20 protein-coding genes are annotated in these 16384 nt (G+C 72.8%); 6 read left to right on the forward strand and 14 right to left on the reverse strand.

Translation table 11 applies throughout. The features are described 5' to 3' along the window. Positions 1-91 precede the first annotated feature (91 nt). The 4 genes from Actkin_RS31650 to fbaA all read right to left on the reverse strand — a co-directional run bounded on the left by Actkin_RS31650 (position 92) and on the right by fbaA (position 3122). The gene (locus Actkin_RS31650; RefSeq protein ID WP_189209163.1) at positions 92-493 is read right to left on the reverse strand and encodes a DUF3151 domain-containing protein; all 402 of its coding nucleotides are present in this window, start codon (positions 491-493) and stop codon (positions 92-94) included. A 4-nt stretch (positions 494-497) separates the two neighbouring features. Then, entirely contained in the window at positions 498-1685 is a 1188-nt protein-coding gene (locus Actkin_RS31655) for an amidohydrolase (RefSeq protein WP_258905281.1), read from the reverse strand. Beyond that, positions 1678-1980 carry a GNAT family N-acetyltransferase gene (locus tag Actkin_RS31660; protein WP_189209161.1) on the reverse strand — a complete coding sequence of 101 codons (303 nt, stop codon included), beginning with the start codon at positions 1978-1980 and terminating at the stop codon, positions 1678-1680. Before Actkin_RS31660 ends, Actkin_RS31655 begins: the two co-directional genes overlap by 8 nt. 107 nt (positions 1981-2087) lie before the next feature. Further along, a complete protein-coding gene (gene fbaA / locus Actkin_RS31665) occupies positions 2088-3122 on the reverse strand; it encodes a class II fructose-bisphosphate aldolase (protein WP_258905282.1) in 1035 nt (344 codons plus the stop codon). Positions 3123-3208: 86 nt separating this feature from the next. Here fbaA and Actkin_RS31670 point away from each other — a divergent pair, with 86 nt between their 5' ends. From Actkin_RS31670 to Actkin_RS31680, 3 genes are all read left to right on the forward strand, one after another. Next, positions 3209-3493, forward strand: coding sequence for a DUF427 domain-containing protein (locus tag Actkin_RS31670; RefSeq protein ID WP_189209159.1), 285 nt, complete (start codon positions 3209-3211; stop codon positions 3491-3493). 92 nt (positions 3494-3585) lie between these two features. Further along, a complete protein-coding gene (locus Actkin_RS31675) occupies positions 3586-4509 on the forward strand; it encodes an SDR family oxidoreductase (RefSeq protein ID WP_189209158.1) in 924 nt (307 codons plus the stop codon). Positions 4510-4514: 5 nt separating this feature from the next. Next, positions 4515-4979, forward strand: a complete 465-nt coding sequence (locus Actkin_RS31680) for a pyridoxamine 5'-phosphate oxidase family protein (protein ID WP_258905283.1) — start codon at positions 4515-4517, stop codon at positions 4977-4979. Here the strand turns inward: Actkin_RS31680 and Actkin_RS31685 are convergent. Then, positions 4973-5254 carry a YciI family protein gene (locus Actkin_RS31685; RefSeq protein WP_189209156.1) on the reverse strand — a complete coding sequence of 94 codons (282 nt, stop codon included), beginning with the start codon at positions 5252-5254 and terminating at the stop codon, positions 4973-4975. The two genes, Actkin_RS31680 and Actkin_RS31685, sit on opposite strands and share 7 nt — an antisense overlap. A gap of 60 nt (positions 5255-5314) precedes the next feature. Between Actkin_RS31685 and Actkin_RS31690 the strand changes: the two genes are divergently transcribed. Next, the gene (locus tag Actkin_RS31690) at positions 5315-5905 is read left to right on the forward strand and encodes a SigE family RNA polymerase sigma factor (protein ID WP_189209155.1); all 591 of its coding nucleotides are present in this window, start codon (positions 5315-5317) and stop codon (positions 5903-5905) included. A 108-nt stretch (positions 5906-6013) separates the two neighbouring features. Then, complete coding sequence (gene nagA, locus Actkin_RS31695; RefSeq protein ID WP_189209154.1) at positions 6014-7153, forward strand: N-acetylglucosamine-6-phosphate deacetylase; 1140 nt, start codon at positions 6014-6016, stop codon at positions 7151-7153. 63 nt (positions 7154-7216) lie between these two features. On the opposite strand, the gene Actkin_RS31700 is transcribed toward nagA, so the two are convergent. From Actkin_RS31700 to Actkin_RS31720, 5 genes are all read right to left on the reverse strand, one after another. Next, positions 7217-9172, reverse strand: a complete 1956-nt coding sequence (locus tag Actkin_RS31700; protein WP_258905284.1) for a S8 family peptidase — start codon at positions 9170-9172, stop codon at positions 7217-7219. Positions 9173-9361: 189 nt separating this feature from the next. Further along, positions 9362-10789, reverse strand: a complete 1428-nt coding sequence (gene purB, locus Actkin_RS31705; RefSeq protein WP_258905285.1) for an adenylosuccinate lyase — start codon at positions 10787-10789, stop codon at positions 9362-9364. Positions 10790-10800: 11 nt separating this feature from the next. After that, a complete protein-coding gene (locus Actkin_RS31710; RefSeq protein ID WP_189209151.1) occupies positions 10801-11379 on the reverse strand; it encodes a TetR/AcrR family transcriptional regulator in 579 nt (192 codons plus the stop codon). 1 nt (position 11380) lies between these two features. Continuing rightward, entirely contained in the window at positions 11381-11668 is a 288-nt protein-coding gene (locus Actkin_RS31715) for a hypothetical protein (RefSeq protein WP_189209150.1), read from the reverse strand. Positions 11669-12154: 486 nt separating this feature from the next. Beyond that, positions 12155-12682, reverse strand: coding sequence for a SigE family RNA polymerase sigma factor (locus Actkin_RS31720; RefSeq protein ID WP_189209149.1), 528 nt, complete (start codon positions 12680-12682; stop codon positions 12155-12157). A gap of 126 nt (positions 12683-12808) precedes the next feature. Between Actkin_RS31720 and Actkin_RS31725 the strand changes: the two genes are divergently transcribed. After that, the gene (locus Actkin_RS31725; protein ID WP_396122909.1) at positions 12809-13837 is read left to right on the forward strand and encodes a threonine aldolase family protein; all 1029 of its coding nucleotides are present in this window, start codon (positions 12809-12811) and stop codon (positions 13835-13837) included. Here the strand turns inward: Actkin_RS31725 and Actkin_RS31730 are convergent. The 4 genes from Actkin_RS31730 to Actkin_RS31745 all read right to left on the reverse strand — a co-directional run bounded on the left by Actkin_RS31730 (position 13809) and on the right by Actkin_RS31745 (position 16382). Beyond that, positions 13809-14564, reverse strand: a complete 756-nt coding sequence (locus Actkin_RS31730) for a potassium channel family protein (protein ID WP_258905286.1) — start codon at positions 14562-14564, stop codon at positions 13809-13811. The genes Actkin_RS31725 and Actkin_RS31730 overlap by 29 nt on opposite strands. A 39-nt stretch (positions 14565-14603) precedes the next feature. Then, complete coding sequence (locus Actkin_RS31735) at positions 14604-14777, reverse strand: hypothetical protein (protein WP_189209147.1); 174 nt, start codon at positions 14775-14777, stop codon at positions 14604-14606. 76 nt (positions 14778-14853) lie between these two features. After that, positions 14854-16005, reverse strand: coding sequence for a pyridoxal phosphate-dependent aminotransferase (locus Actkin_RS31740; RefSeq protein WP_189209146.1), 1152 nt, complete (start codon positions 16003-16005; stop codon positions 14854-14856). 212 nt (positions 16006-16217) lie between these two features. Next, positions 16218-16382: a DUF397 domain-containing protein gene (locus Actkin_RS31745; RefSeq protein ID WP_258905287.1), complete on the reverse strand. Its 165-nt coding sequence runs from the start codon at positions 16380-16382 to the stop codon at positions 16218-16220. Positions 16383-16384: the final 2 nt, after the last annotated feature.

Genomic DNA, 16384 nt, shown 5'->3' on the forward strand with positions numbered 1-16384 from the left:
GATCGCTGGCCCGACCGAACAGCCCCCACCGCCCTCCCGGGGCTGACCGTGGCCAGCACCCGGGGGCTACTCGTCGGTTCCGGACTCCCCGTCAGGGGGACAGGGGCGCGTCCGGGTCGGAGTCGGCGAGGAACTGGGCGCAGCGCTGGTGCTCCTCGGTGTCGCCGATGGCCTCGGCGGCGCGGGCCAGCGCGGCCAGGGCGCGGAGGAAGCCCTGGTTGGGGCGGTGCGACCAGGGGACGGGGCCCGCGCCCTTCCAGCCTGCGCGGCGGAGCTGGTCGAGGCCGCGGTGGTAGCCGGTGCGGGCGTAGGCGTAGGCGGCGACGTCCTCGCCAGCGTCGAGGGCGCGCTCGGCCAGGGCGGCCCAGGCCTCGCTGAAGTCGGGCCACTGGCGGGCGACGGCCGTGGGGTCGTCACCGCGCTCCAGCGCCGCCTGCGGCTCGGCGCGCTCGGGCAGACGGGTCGGCTCGGGACCCAGAAGGTTGCCATGCATGCGGTCAATCCTGCCGGAGCCAGGCGCGGGCCGTGTTCGTCAGGCACGACACGCCCAAATCGATCGTCGGGTCGATGACGGGGGCGAACAGCGGCGAGTGGTTCGCGGGCAGGGTCATGACCACCTCGCGCAGCTCGTCGAAGGTGCCCGCCCCGGCGAACGCGGCCGGGTCGGCGCCGCCGAGCAGCCAGTACACCAGCGGGGCGCCCGCCGCGGTGGCGAAGACGCCGACGTCCTCGCTGCCGGTCACCGGCCCGGGGTCGACCACGGCGGCCACGCCGTCGAACGCCGGGCGGGTGCGCTCGACGGCGTCGGCGTCGTTGACCACGGTCGGGAAGCTGGTCTCCAGCACGATCTCCGGGTCCCGGTCCGCCCCGGACGCCTGCGCCTCGGCGCGGACGACCCGCTCGATCGCCGAGAGCACGCGCTCGCGGACCCGCGCCTCGTACGTGCGGACGCTGACGTGCAGCTCCGCGGTGTCCGGGATGATGTTGGCGACCGTGCCCGCCCGGATCGCGCCGACGGTGACCACGGCGGTGTCGCCGCCCGCGGTCTCCCGGGACACGATCGTCTGCAGCCGCATGACCGTCGCCGCGGCCAGCACCACCGGGTCGACGGCGACCTCCGGCCGCGACCCGTGCCCGCCCCGGCCGTGCAAGGTGATCTTCAGCGTGTCCGCCGCGGCGAACGACGGGCCCGCGCGCAGCCCGACGACCCCGGCGGGGATCGGCGCGACGTGCTGGCCGAGGACCACGTCGGGCGTGCCGAACCGGTCGAAGAGGCCGTCGTCGATCATGGCGTGCGCGCCGCCGCCGACCTCCTCGGCAGGCTGGAAGACGGCCAGCACGGTGCCCGACCAGTCCCGGCGCTCGGCCAGCCGCGCCGCCGCGCCGATCAGGCAGGTGACGTGCATGTCGTGCCCGCAGGCGTGCATCACGCCGTCGACGGCGCTGGCGTACGGCAGCCCGGTCCGCTCGGCCATGGGCAGCGCGTCCATGTCGGCGCGCAGCAGCACCGTCGGGCCGTCGCCGGAGCGCAGCGCGCCCACCACGCCGGTCCCGCCGACGTTCTCGGCCACCTCGAACCCCGCGGCGCGCAGCTCCCTGGCGGCGACGGCGGCCGTGCGGGTCTCGGCGAAGGCCAGCTCGGGATGGCGGTGCAGGTCGCGGTAGAGCTCGGCGAGGTCAGTCATCGGCGGGCGCGCGGTTCTGGTACGCCAGGTCCAGGTACTCCGGGTGCCTGCGCATCCACCCGGCGATGAACGGGCAGGTGGCCAGCACGGACAGCCCGCGCCTGCGCGCCTCGTCCAGCGCGGCCCTGGCCAGCGCGCTGCCCACGCCCCGCCCCTCGAAGGCCGGGTCGACCTCGGTGTGCGGGAAGACGATCACGTCGGCGCCGAGCAGGTACTCGGCGTGACCGGCGGGCGCGCCGTCCACAGTGGCCTCGAACCGGCGCCGGTCAGGCGCGTCGGCTACCTCGACACTCATGCGTCGAGCTTCCCGGAACCCGCTCGACCGGGCAACGAGGGGCCCGCCACCGCGGACGCGGAAGGGCCCGCCCGGGAACACCCGGACGGGCCCTTCGCCGGTCGCGCTCAGCCCGCGATCATGCGGCCAGCGGACTTGAGGTGCTCGCACGCCTGGGTCACCCGCGTGGCCATGGCCTGCTCGGCGACCTTGAGGTAGCTGCGCGGGTCGTAGGTCTTCTTGTTGCCGACCTCGCCGTCGATCTTCAGCACACCGTCGTAGTTGGTGAACATGTGCGCGGCGATCGGGCGGGTGAAGGCGTACTGGGTGTCGGTGTCGATGTTCATCTTCACCACGCCGTAGGAGACGGCCTCGTGGATCTCCTCCAGCAGCGAGCCGGAGCCGCCGTGGAAGACGAGGTCGAACGGCTTGGACCCGGCGGGCAGGCCCAGCTTCTCGGCCACCACGTCCTGGCCCTGCTTGAGGATCTCCGGGCGCAGCTTGACGTTGCCCGGCTTGTAGACGCCGTGGACGTTGCCGAAGGTGGCCGCCAGCAGGTACCGGCCGCGCTCACCCGCGCCCAGCGCCTCGACGGTCTTCAGGTAGTCCTCGGAAGAGGTGTAGAGCTTCTCGTTGATCTCGTTGTCGACGCCGTCCTCCTCGCCGCCGACCACGCCGACCTCGATCTCCAGCACGATCCTGGCCTTGGCCGCCGCGTCGAGCAGCTCGGCGGCGATCTGCAGGTTCTCGTCCATCGGCACGGCGGAGCCGTCCCACATGTGCGACTGGAACAGCGGGTTGCCGCCCGCGGCGACGCGCTCGGCGCTGATGGCGATCAGCGGCCGGACGAAGCCGTCGAGCTTGTCCTTGGGGCAGTGGTCGGTGTGCAGGGCGACGTTCACCGGGTACTTCGCGGCGACGACGTGGGCGAACTCGGCCAGCGCGGTCGCGCCGGTCACCATGTCCTTCACCTTGGTGCCGGAGGCGAACTCGGCGCCGCCGGTGGAGAACTGGATGATGCCGTCGCTCTCCGCCTCGGCGAAGCCCCGCAGGGCGGCGTTCAGCGTTTCCGACGAGGTCACGTTGATCGCGGGGTAGGCGAACTCGTTCGCCTTGGCCCGGTCGAGCATCTCCGCGTAGACCTCGGGCGTGGCAATGGGCATCGGGGGCTCCTCCTCGGGATGGCCATGCGCCGTTCTGCCGCATCCTACGAAAAGCGGGCCGCCTGCGCGTCGGGCACACTGGCGCAATGGCGACCGCTACCTGGAACGGCGAGGTCATCGCCGAGAGCGACGACACGGTCATCGTCGAGGGGAACCACTACTTCCCGATCGATTCGGTCCACCAGCACTTCCTGCGGCCGTCGGAGACCACGACGCACTGCCCGTGGAAGGGCGACGCCAGCTACTACACGCTGCACGTCAACGGCGAGGACAACCCCGACGCCGCCTGGTACTACCCCGAGCCCATGGAGGCTGCCGAGCAGATCCGCGGCCGGGTCGCGTTCTGGCGCGGGGTCGAGGTCCAGGGCTGACCCGTTACCGAAATTAACTGTTACCGCCGGTAGCTTACCGGCGGTAAGGTGCGGTACCGTCGCCCCACTGACCGACTGCGAGGAGGCATCGGATGGGTGCGACGAACCTGTTCGCCCGCGAGCACGGCGTCGATGGCAAGGTCGTGATGATCACCGGGGCGGCCCGGGGGCTCGGCGCGGGGCTGGCGAAGCGGCTGGGGGCGCGCGGCGCGAAGATCGCGCTCGTCGGCCTCGAACCCGACGAGATGGCCAAGGTCGCCGTCGAGTGCGGGCCGGACGCGGCGGTCTTCGAGGCCGACGTCACCGACTGGGCCGCGATGGAGTCCGCCGTCCAGGGCGTCGTCGAGCGGTTCGGCGGCATCGACATCGTCGTCGCCAACGCGGGCATCTCGGCGGCGGGCTTCGTCCGCTCGGTCGACCCGGCCGCGTTCGAGCGCACCATCGAGGTCGACCTGCTCGGCGTCTGGCGCACGGTCCGGGTGGCGCTGCCGCACGTCATCGAGCGCCGCGGCTACATCCAGATCGTGTCGTCGCTGGCGGCGATCACGCACGCCCCCGCGATGGCCCCGTACGCCGCTGCCAAGGCGGGCGTCGAGGCGTTCGGCAACTGCCTGCGCGCCGAGGTCCGGCACCTGGGCGTGGCCGTCGGCGTGGCACACCCGTCGTGGATCGCCACGGACCTGGTGCACGGCGCGGACGAGCACCCGGTGTTCGGCAAGCTGCGCGCGGCCATGCCCGGCCCGATGGGCAAGACGCACCCGGTGTCGGTCGCGCTGGACGCGATGGAGAAGGGCGTGCTGCGCCGCGACCGGACGATCCACGTGCCCGGCTGGGTCGGCGCGCTGAAGCTGATCCGCGCGTTCCTCCCGCCGATCATCGAGATCGGCGGCAGGCTGCGCGGCAACATGGTCGCCCGCGCCGACAAGGAGGCGCTGGCCGACGTGGCCGCGCGCGGCGCGGCGGCGTCGTCGCGCCCGGTCGGCCCGGGCGGCGCGGCCGCGATGAAGGGCAGGTAGGCGCGATGGCGTCCCGCCGGGAGCTGATCAGGATGACCGACGCGGAGGTGGCCGGCTTCCTGGCCGCCGAGCGCACGATGTCCGTCGCCACGCTCGGCCCCGGCGGGCGCCCGCACCTGGTCCCGCTCTGGTTCGTGCCCGGGCCGACCCTGTCGACCTGGACCTACGGCAGCTCGCAGAAGGTCGCCAACCTGCGCCGGGACCCGAGGGCGACGGTGCTGGTCGAGGCGGGCGAGTCGTACGAGGAGCTGCGCGGGGTCAGCATGGAGTGCGACGTCGCGCTCGTCGAGGACGAGGCCGGGGTCGTGCGGATCGGCTCGGCGCTGCTGCACCGCTACAGCGGCAGCGAGGAGGCCGCGACGGCGGCCGCGCAGTTCGTCAGGGCCCAGGCCGCCAAGCGGGTCGGGCTGGTGTTCACCCCGACCCGGGTGACGTCCTGGGACCACCGCAAGCTGGCCGGGACCTACTGAGCCCAGGGGCCCATCAGGATCTTCCACTCCCGGATCTCCCGGCGGGCGGCCACGTTCTCGGTCGTGTACGGGTCCTTGGCGATCAGCTCGTCGAGGGCCGCCCGGTCCTCGGCGGAGACGACGAAGAAGCCGCCGGAGTCGTCGGCCCACGGGCCCGCGGCCAGCACGCGGCCGGACTCGACGTATCCGGCCAGCCACTCGCGGTGGGCGGGGCGCACGGAGTCGAGGAGCGCGCGGTCATCGGTGTACGTGGTGTCCACGGTGAACCAGGCCATGGCTGAATCTTGACACGCGATGCGACCTGTTCCCCGGGCGCTTGCGGGTAAGGTTTGCCCGTGGCAGGGGATGCGAGCGCCGAGGGGCAGGCCGAGAAGAGCGTCGAGCAGACGCTGACCCGGCTGCGCGCCATCGATCTGAAGAGTTCACCGGCAGCCCGGCCGGACGCCCCGCTGACCCTGGAGGACCTCTACCGGACCCACCGCATGCGGCTGATCCGGCTGGCGCTGCTGCTGGTCGACGAGCCCGCGACCGCGGAGGACGTCGTCCAGGAGGCGTTCACCGGGCTGCACCGGCACTGGGGCAACCTGCGCGACTCAGCGGCCGCGGTCGGCTACCTGCGGACGGCGGTCGTCAACGGCTCGCGCAGCGTGCTGCGCAGGCGCAAGACCGCCCGCGAGTACACGCCGCCGCACGCGCCCAACGCCCGCTCGGCCGAGAGCCTGGCGATGCTGACCGCCGAGCACCAGCACGTGGTCAAGGCGCTCCAGCAGCTCCCGCCCCGCCAGCGCGAGGTGCTGGTCCTGCGCTACTACGGCAACCTCTCCGAGGCCGAGATCGCCGAGGCGGCGGGCATCTCCCGGGGTACGGTGAAGTCGACGGCGTCGCGTGCGCTCGAAGCCCTCCAGAAGATCATGAACGCGCCCTAGCGATACTCCAGCCGGGCTCAAGTTGGTTTAGACCATTGCGGTATAGACCAATAGACTGCCACTGTGCACACCGATCGCGGGTGCGCGGCGGAACGGCTCGGAGGACACATGGCAGGACAGCTCATCGCAGGCGGCAGGCTGGTCACCCCCGACGGCCTGCTGGACGACGGCTGGCTGCTGGTCGAGGAGGGCGAGATCGCCGCGCTGGGCGCGGGCGAGCCGCCGCGCGCGGACCGCGTGGTCGACGCCGAGGGCGCGTGGGTCGTGCCCGGCTTCGTCGACATCCACTGCCACGGTGGCGGGGGCGAGCCGTTCACCAGCGGAAACGCCGACCGCATCGCCTCGGCCGTGGCCACCCACGCCCGGCACGGCACCACGACGCTGCTGGCGAGCCTGGTGTCCCGCCCGATCCCGGAGCTGGTCTCCCAGATCGCGGCCCTGCGCGAGCTGACCGAGGACGGCCTGCTGGCGGGCGTCCACCTGGAGGGCCCGTTCCTCTCCGCCGTGCGCTGCGGCGCCCACGACCCCGCGATCCTCTGCCCCCCGGACTCCGACTCGGTGGCCGCGGTCCTCCGCGCGGGCCGGGGCGCGGTCCGCATGGTGACCATCGCCCCCGAGCTGGAGGGCTCGGTCCGCGCCGTCCGCCAGCTGGTGGACGGCGGCGCGCTGGCGGCCATCGGCCACACCGACGCCATCGAGTCCCAGGTCATGCCCGCCGTGGACGCGGGAGCCACGGTCGCCACCCACCTGTTCAACGGCATGCGCCCCCTCCACCACCGCGAACCCGGCCCGATCGGCGCCCTCCTGTCGGACCCGAGGGTGACGGTGGAGCTGATCTGCGACCTGGTCCACCTGAGCCCCACGATCGTCCGCCTGGCCGCCCGGCACGCGGGCCCCGAGCGGACCGTCCTGGTCACCGACGCCATCGCCGCGGCCGGTGTGGGGGACGGGACGTACGACATCGGCGGCCTGGAGGTGGTCGTCAAGGACGGCGTGCCGACCCTGGCGGGCGGGACCTCGCTGGCGGGCAGCACGCTGACGATGGACGCCGCTTTCCGGAACCTGGTGGAGACGTGCGGCCTGTCGGTCCAGGACGCCGTGGCCGCGACCGCCACCCGGCCCGCGGCCCTGCTGGGGCTGGGCGAGGTCACGGGCAAGCTGGCGAAGGGCCTGCGCGCCGACGTGGTGCTGCTGGATCGCGGCTTCCACCCGACGGCCGTCCTGCGCCGAGGCGAGTGGATCAGCTGACCTGATCGCCGCCGCCGCTGACGCCCCGGGAACTAGGGACGCCAGCGGCGGAAGCATCCGTCACTACGTGGTCAGTGTCCACGAGTCGATGTAGCCGGTGTCGTTCGTCGCGATGTCCTGAACCCGCAGCTTCCACGTCCCGGCGCGGGACTCGGAGGACAGGTTCACGGTGGCCGTCCCGATGACGTTGTCCGCGCTGTCACTGGTGCTGGAGTTCTTCAACCGGTAGGCGGTCCCGTCCGGCGCCACCAGGTCGATCACCAGGTCGCCCCGGAACGTGTGCTGGATGGAGACGTCGACCTTGCTGGTGGCCGAAGCGGTCCCCGAGCAGGACAGGCTGATCGGGCTCTCCGCGGTGGCGTTGTCGTAGATCGTCACGTTCGCGCCGTTGGTGGCCGGGGCGCAGGTCCCCGGCGTGCCGCCGCCGGTGGTCGCCTTGGTGTCCAGCGTCCAGGTGTCGAGGTAGCCGGTGTCGTTCGTCGCGACGTCCTGCACGCGCAGCTTCCACGTCCCGGCGGCGGTCTCGCTCGACAGGTTCACCGTGTACGTCTGGTTGATGTTGTCCGCCGACGACCCGGTCCGGTTGTGCAGGGTGTACGCGCTGCCGTCCGGCGCGATCAGGGAGACGACCAGGTCGCCGATGTAGGTGTGCACGATCCCGACCGTCACCGTCGCGCTGGACGAGGCGGTGCCGCAGGTCGACGCGATGGCGATGGAGCTCTCCACGGTCGCGTTGTCGTTGATCGTGTGGTTGGTGCCGTTGGTGCCCGAGCAGCCGGTCGGCTCCGGGTCCGGGTCGGGGTCGGGCGAGCCGCCGTTCATGAACGCGGTGTAGAGCAGGCGGTTCGGCGAGCCCGAGCCGATGCCGCTGAGCTTGTTGGTGCTGGCGTTGGTCACCAGCGCGTCGCGGACCTGGGCCGGGGTGGCGGCGGGGTTCTGCGCCAGGTAGACCGCCGCCGCGCCCGCGACGTGCGGGGACGCCATCGACGTGCCGGTCATCGTCGCGGTGCCGGTGCTGCTGGTGTGCGACGCGGAGACGATGTCCGTGCCCGGCGCCCAGATGTCGAGGCAGGAGCCGTAGTTGCTGGAGCTCGACCGCGCGTCGGTGCGGGTGCTGTTGCCGACCGTCACGCCCTCGGTGACGTACTGCGGGCTGTAGCCGCAGGCGTCGTCGGTGGAGTTGCCCGCGGCCATGACGAACTGCACGCCGCTGGCGATGAGCGCCTTGACGGCGTTGTCGGTCGCCGGGTCGGTGCAGCGCTGGCGGCAGCCGATGCTGTAGTTGACCACGGCGGGCTTCACCGCGTTGTTCTTGACCCAGTTGATGCCCGCGATGATGTCGTCGCTGGAGCCGGAGCCCTGGCAGTCGAGCACGCGGACGGCGTGGATGGTGGCCTTCTTGGCCACGCCGTAGCGGGTGCCCGCCGCGGACCCGGCGACGTGGGTGCCGTGGCCCTGGCAGTCGCTCGGGTTGCTGTCGCCGTCGACGAAGTCGTACCCGGCGGCGATGCGGCCGGTGAAGTCGGAGTGGCCCGCGTTGATGCCCGTGTCGAGCACGTAGACGTGGGCGCCCTGGCCCGCGTTGGTCGGGTAGGTGTAGGCGCCGTTCAGCGGCAGGTCGCGCTGGTCGATGCGGTCGTCGCCCCAGTTCGGCGGGTTGGTCTGGGTGTCGACGGCGGCCATCTGGACCGCCTGCTGGACGTACTCGACGTCCGGGTCCGCGGCGAGTCTGCGCGCCTGCTTCTCGGTCATGGTGACCGAGAAGCCGTTGATCACGTCGAGCCGGTGCCGGACCGCGCCGCCGTAGCGGCGGGCCTTGTCGGCCGAGGTGGTCTGGAGCGCGCCGGGGTTGTCCTTGAGCTTGACGATGTAGCGGTCCTTCGCCGCGCCGGGCGCGCCGGCGCCGAGGATGGTCCCCTCGGCGGCGGCGGGGACGGACAGCACGGCGATTCCGGTGGCCGCGGCGCCGAGCAGCACTGCCGCTCTGGTCGCCGCGCCACGCAGGGTGGTGAGCTTCATGCCGATTCCTAATCTCGCAGGGAGCGCACAGCGGCAGGGTGCGGGATCGAGGGCCCGCGTCCACAAGGGACCTGTGCGCCGGGCGGGATGCTGCCATCCCGCGCGAGATTTGAGAAGCCCTCAGTCCACTCTGGCAATTGGGGAACGCGGCAGCTTGATTCAGCCGAACGCCGCGCTCACCATGTCGGCTCAGAGAATCGCGGCGGGCGCGTATCCGGCCGCTTCCGGGAAGCGCTCCAGCACCGTCTCGACGCGCTTGACGACCTCGGCGACCTGCGCGCCCGCGACCCCGGTGAACGGCAGCCGGTCGGCCAGCAGCGCGTCGAGTTCGGCGCGGTCGAGCGGGACCCGCGCGTCGGCGGCGAGCCGGTCGAGCAGGTCGTTGCGCTCGACGCCCTCCTCGCGCATGGCCAGCGCGACGGCGACCGCGTGCTCCTTGATCGCCTCGTGCGCGGTCTCCCTGCCGACGCCCGCGCGGACCGACGCCATGAGGACCTTGGTGGTGGCCAGGAACGGCAGGTACCGGTCGAGTTCGCGCTCGATCACCGCCGGGTACGCGCCGAACTCGCCGAGCACGGTCAGGAACGTCTCAAGGAGACCGTCCACGGCGAAGAACGCGTCCGGCAGCGCGACCCGGCGCACCACCGAGCACGACACGTCGCCCTCGTTCCACTGGTCGCCCGCGAGTTCGCCCACCATGGACGCGTATCCGCGCAGGATCACGGCGAAGCCGTTGACCCGCTCACAAGAGCGCGTGTTCATCTTGTGCGGCATGGCCGACGAGCCGACCTGGCCCGGCTGGAAGCCCTCGGTGGCCAGCTCGTGCCCGGCCATCAGCCGGATCGTCTTCGCCAGCGACGACGGCGCGGCGGCCACCTGCACCAGCGCGGACACCACGTCGTAGTCCAGCGACCTCGGGTACACCTGCCCGACGCTGGTGAACACCGACGCGAAGCCCAGGTGCGCGGCCACCCGCGACTCCAGCTCGGCCAGCTCGGACGGACCGCCCAGCAGGTCGAGCATGTCCTGCGCGGTCCCGACCGGGCCCTTGACGCCGCGCAGCGGGTAGCGCGCGATCAGCCCGTCGAGCCGGGAGAACGCCACCAGCAGCTCGTCGGCCGCCGTGGCGAAGCGCTTGCCCAGCGTCGTGGCCTGGGCGGCGACGTTGTGCGAGCGGCCTGCCATCACCAGGTCGGCGTGCTCGGCGGCGAGCCGGGCCAGCCGGGCGAGCACGGCGGCGACGCGCGCGCGGATCAGCTCCATCGAGCGCAGCACCTGCAGCTGCTCGACGTTCTCGGTCAGGTCGCGGGAGGTCATCCCCTTGTGCACGTGCTCGTGCCCGGCGAGGGCGTTGAACTCCTCGATCCGCGCCTTGACGTCGTGGCGGGTCACCCGCTCGCGCGCGGCGATGGACTCCAGGTCGACCTGGTCCAGCACCCGGCGGTAGTCGTCGATGGCGGCGGCGGGCACGTCGACGCCGAGGTCGGCCTGCGCGGCGAGGACGGCGAGCCACAGCTCCCGCTCCATCCGGACCTTCGCCTCGGGCGACCACAGGGTGGCCAGCTCGACGGAGGCGTAGCGGCCTGCGAGGACATTGGGGATACGCGGCTTCTGCACGTTGGGCCACTCTAGCCGAGGGCCCGGCGCAGCATCCGCCGCGCGTTCTCCCGGGGATCGGGGTCGACCTCGATCAGGGCGTTCACCACGGCCCCGTCGACCAGGGCGATCAGCTGCTCCAGCCGATCGGCGTCGATGGGCACGCCCATGGCGGCGAACGTGGCGAGCAGGAGTTTGCGCAGCTCGCCGCCGAGTTCCAGCATCAGCGGCCGCAGGTAGGGCCTGCGGCCGGTCGCCACCAGCCGCTCGTAGCGCAGCAGGACGGCCTCGAAGTCGCCGTCGGGCGCAGGCGGCCCGAGCAGCTGGTCGAGCACCAGCTCGACCAGCGTCTCCGGCGGCCGCTCCGCCAGCGAGTCCAGCAGCTCGTAGCCCTTGGCCAGCTCGGCGCGCCCGTGGTACTCCAGCGCGGCCATCACCAGCTCGTCCAGCGACTGGAAGTAGTAGGTCGTGGAGGCCAGCGGCAGCCCGGCCCGCTCGGCGACGGCCCGGTGGCGCAGCGCATCGAAGCCGCCCTCGATCAGCAGCTCGGCGGCCGCCTCGACCAGCGCCTGGCGGCGACGCTCGCCCTTCGGGGTGCTCGCGGTGGTCAAGTCACAACTCGTCGGCGAGCCCGTCGGCGATCGCGCGCGCGTCGGCGGCGTCCAGCGGCGGGGCGGCCGAGCCGGGCACCGGCTCGATCACCACGACCAGCGTGCCGCCGGACTCCGCGACGGCCACCGCGCCCGCGGTCCCGGACGGGCGGTCCTGCCAGGGCGGCTGGAGGGTGAACGGGGTGCCCTCGGGCACGACCATCAGCGAGAGGAGGCCCTTGCGCGGGCCGTCGGCCACGGGGAGGGCGACGGACTTCGCGCCCGGGGGGCAGACCAGCGGGGAGGCCACCGGCGCACCGGCGGAAGTGGCGGCCGGGAGTTCGCCCGCGAGGGCAGCAGCGAACTCCCCGGCCGCCGTTCCACACCCCGTGGGGGTGCCGCCGGGTTCAGACCCGGCGCTCCCTGCGACTTCGCCCCCCTGCTTGGGCGTTGTCACCGAGAGGTCTGGGGTGGCGCGATCCTCTGCGCCGTCACGAGGTACCTCGTATGGAGCAGCGGTTTCGTTACCTTCGAGTACGGACGGAGAGGCCGCCGCCGCCGAATCGTTACCGGAACCACCGTTCGGCCCAGTCCACAACGCGACGCCGGTCGCGGCGCCGCCGACCAACAGGGCGAAGCCTAGCGCCGATCCGGCCAGAAGTCCGTTCCTCTTTCGGGTCAACCTCGCCGACTCCGCCGTGACGTCGCCCTCGTCGAAGGTGGGCGCGGGCACGTCCCGGACGGCGTCCTGGAACAACGAGGAAATGCGCTTCTCGTCCATCGACTCCCACCTCCCCTACTGGGCTGACCTCAGGTCGTCCAACGCGTCGCCGAGCACTGTCCGCAAGGTTGCCAGGCCGCGTGCGGTCTGACTCTTGACATTGCCCTCCGAGCACTTGAGCACGGCAGCCGTGGCGGCCACGTCCAAGCCTTCCAGGAACCGCAGGACCAGCACCGCCCGCTGCCTCGGCGGCACCCCGGCCAGGCCGTCGAGCAGCGCCGACCGGGTGGCCACGGTGTCGCTCATGTCACCACCGGCCCCGTCGCGGGCAGGCCGCTCCGGGACGGCGTCGACATGGCGCTCCCGCCGCCACGGCCGCCGCGACTCGTCGATCGCCGCCCGCACCACGCTGCGGCGGACGTAGGCGTCCAGGGCCCCTTTGTCCCGGACCTTGCGCCACCTGCGGTGCAGTGCGACGAACGCGGTCTGCGCCAGGTCGTCCGCCCGGTGCCAGTCGCCGCAGAGCAGGTACGCGGTCCGCCGCACGGCGTCGCGCCGGGCGGCGAAGTACTCCGCGAACTCCCGCTCCTCGCTCTGGTCCACGCGGACGCTCCTGTTGTTCCGGACTGGGGACGGATCTGTGGTGCCCAACGGTTGCACGGACCGGGTGGGAGACGCACGCCACCCCCGGCAGCAGCCGCGCGCGCGTGGCTGTGGTGTGATCTGTTCGTGACCTTCCCCCGCATCGACCTGCGCTCGGACACCGTCACCCAGCCCGATGACGGCATGCGGGCCGCCATGGCCGCCGCCGAGGTCGGCGACGACGTCCTCGACCACGACCCCACCATGCGCGAGCTGGAGGAGCGCGCCGCCGACCTGCTCGGCATGGCCGCGGCCCTGTGGGTGCCCAGCGGCACGATGGGCAACCTGATCGCGCTCATGCACCACCTGGAGCGCGGCGACCGCTACCTGGCCCCGCGCGCCGCGCACGTGCTGGAGGCCGAGCTGGGCAGCGGCGCGTGGCTGGCGGGCGGCATGCCGCAGCCGCTGGACTGGTCGGCGGGGCCGGGCCGCATCGCGCCCGAGGACCTGCGGGTCCACCTGGGCGGGGACGGCCCGTACTACACGCTGCGCACCCGGCTGCTGTGCCTGGAGAACACCCACAACTTCGCAGGCGGCGCGGTCACCCCGCCCGACGAGCACGCCAAGCTGGTCGCGCTGGCCGCCGACGCGGGCGTGCGCGTGCACCTCGACGGGGCCCGGATCTGGAACGCCGCGGTCGCCCTCGGCGTGCCGCCCGCCGCGCTGACCGTGGGCGTGGACACGGTGCAGGTGTGCCTGAGCAAGGGCCTGGGCGCGCCGGTCGGGTCGCTGGTGTGCGGGTCGGCGGAGTTCGTCGCCGAGGCCCGGCGGCTGCGCAAGATGCTCGGCGGCGGCGTCCGGCAGGGCGGCGTGCTGGCCGCGGCGGGCCTGCTCGCCCTCGACCGGGTCCCGGAGCTGGCCGCCGACCACGCCAACGCCGCCCGCCTCGCCGACGGCCTGGCCGCGCTGGGCTGGCAGGTGGCCAAGCCGGAGACCAACATCGTCATCGCCGCCGTCCCGGACACCCGGCACGCCCTGGCCACCCTCGACGGGCTCGGGGTGGCCGCGGTCGCCGTGCCCGGCGGGGTCCGGTTCGTCACGCACCGCGACGTGACGACGGCCGACATCGACGAGGCGCTGGCCAGGATCAGGGCGGACTCGACCCGGACCGGTTGACCCCGGCGAGCTCGGCGCGCAGCGCGGCGAGTTCCCCGCGCATGGCGACGACCTCGGCGTAGGTCGACTCGTCCTTGTCCTCGGCGCCCGCGATCTTCTCCAGGAACCAGGACGCGATCGTTCCCGTGGCCACACCGATGAGCGCGATGCCGCCGATCATCAGGGTGGCCGCGATCAGCCTGCCCTCGGTGGTCACCGGGTAGCGGTCGCCGTAGCCGACGGTGGTGATCGTGGTCAGCGTCCACCAGAGCGCGTCGCCGAAGGTGGTGATGTTGGCCTCCGGGTCGCGGCGCTCGGCGTCGAGGACGGCCAGGGCGGCGGCCAGTCCGATCAGGAGCGTCGTGCCCGCGACGTAGATGCCGACCCGGCCGCGCAGCCCGGAGCCGAACCGGCGGTTGAGCACCCGCAGGACGGTCAGCAGCCGCAGCGCGCGGAGCTGGCGCACCATCGGCAGGGCCACCGCGAGCAGGTCGAGCATGTGCCTGCCGACGAACCGCAGTTTGCGCCGGGCCAGGGACAGCCGGATGACGTAATCGGCGGCGAACAGCACCCAGATCACCCAGAGCGTGCCTTCCAGCACGGAGTGCAGGCCCCGGTCCATGCCGACGTCGAGCACCTGCCAGGCGTAGACGCCCAGGAACAGCAGGGCCAGCGTGGTCAGCGCGAGGTCGGTGCGCGCTTCCCACGCGCTGACCGCGGGTTCGGTCTCATCGGTCTGCTTGGACACGCGGACATGCTGAACCCCCCGACCGCGATCGGGCAAACCTCAGCCGCGGATCTGCTTGCGCGCGCCCCTGCCCTTGATCGCGCCGTAGGCCGCCACGCCGACGGTCGCCACGGCGGCGACGATCAGCAGCGTGCCGAGCACCTCGAACACGAAGCCGAGCACACTGAACGCGATCCAGATGACGATGATCGCGCCGATGATCTTGATCAGCATCTGCGCCTCCCGGTTTACCCAGGTCAACGCTTCGCGACGGTCGAGGGTTCCGCGCAGGGGCACCCCGGTCCGGATGTCAGCGCAGCCAGCCGCCGATCCGCGCCAGCGCCTCGCGCACGTCCTCGGTGGAGCCTGCGAACGACAGCCGGACGAACCGGCGCCCGGCCACGGGGTCGAAGTCGATCCCCGGCACGATCGCCACGCCGGTGTCGGCGAGCAGCCGCTTGCAGAAGTCCATGGAGTCGTCGGTGAGATGGGACACGTCGGCGTAGGCGTAGAACGCGCCGTCGGCGGGGGCGACCTCGGTGACGCCCAGGTCGGCCAGTCCCGCGATGAGGATGTCGCGGTTGGTCCGGTAGCGGGTGACGTGGGTGTCGAGTTCGGCGTAGGTCGCGGGGGTGAAGGCGGCCACGGCGGCGTGCTGGGCGATCGCCGGGGCGCAGAGGTGGAAGTTGCCGGTGAGCCGGTCGACCGCGCGGTGCAGGCCGGGCGGGACCAGCAGCCAGCCGAGGCGCCAGCCGGTCATGCCGAAGTACTTGGAGAAGGAGTTGACCACGACGGCCTCGCGGGAGGACTCCCACGCGCACGCGGTCGGCACGCCGTAGGAGATGCCGTGGTAGATCTCGTCGCTGATCAGCCGGACGCCGCGCTCGGCGCACCAGGTGGCGATGGCGGCGAGTTCGGCGGCGTCGAGGACGGTGCCGGTCGGGTTGGCGGGGCTGGCGACGATCACGCCGTCGAGCGGGCCCGCCTCCTCCAACATGGCGACGGTGGGCTGGAAGCGGACGTCGGCGCCGCAGGGGAGGTCGACGACCTCGCAGCCCAGCGCGGACAGGATGTTGCGGTAGGCGGGGTAACCCGGCCGGGCGAGGGCGACGCGGTCGCCCGCGTCGAAGGCGGCGAGGAAGGCGAGCAGGAAGCCGCCGGAGGAGCCGGTGGTGACGATGACGTCGGACTCGGCGATGTCGAGGTCGTAGCGGCGGTAGTGGGCGGCGATCGCCTGCCGCAGCTCGGGGATGCCGACCTGCTCGGTGTAGCCGAGGGGACCGGCGTCGATCGCCTCGGCGGCGGCACGCCGGACGGCGGCGGGCGCGCCGGTGGACGGTTGGCCCGCGGCGAGGGAGATGACGTCGCCGTGGCTGCGCTGGCGGGCGTTGGCCGCCGAGACGACGTCCATGACGTGGAAGGGCGGGATGTCGGCCCGCTCCGCGACCTTGTGGAACTGCATGGGCTGGAGCCTATGTTCTCGCCGAGGAGCGCCGGACGACGAAGGCGACCGGCGCTCCTCGGCCGCTCCACGGCGGTGGCTGCCGACGGCGGCCCCGCAGCCACCGGTCCCCGGATGCCGTAGGTGGACGCGGGGAAGTGAAACGGCGGCAGGACGCCCGGGTGAGGGCTGTCCTGCCGCCGTCGAGCTGGATCACCGTTGCCGGGACCCGGCTAGCGCTTCACCTCGGCGAGAAGCGCGTCGACCGAGCGCGGCGGGAACCAGAGCACCCCACCGTCCCGGCACTTGGAGTCGCGCACGCCAGCGACCTCGGCTTCACGCGCCAACTCCACACAGTTGTTGCTTCCTCCGCTGAAACTGCTGGTACGCCACTCCATGG

The organism is Actinokineospora sp. UTMC 2448 (assembly GCF_024760565.1).
In the GTDB taxonomy this organism is placed as follows: Bacteria; Actinomycetota; Actinomycetes; order Mycobacteriales; family Pseudonocardiaceae; genus Actinokineospora; species Actinokineospora fastidiosa.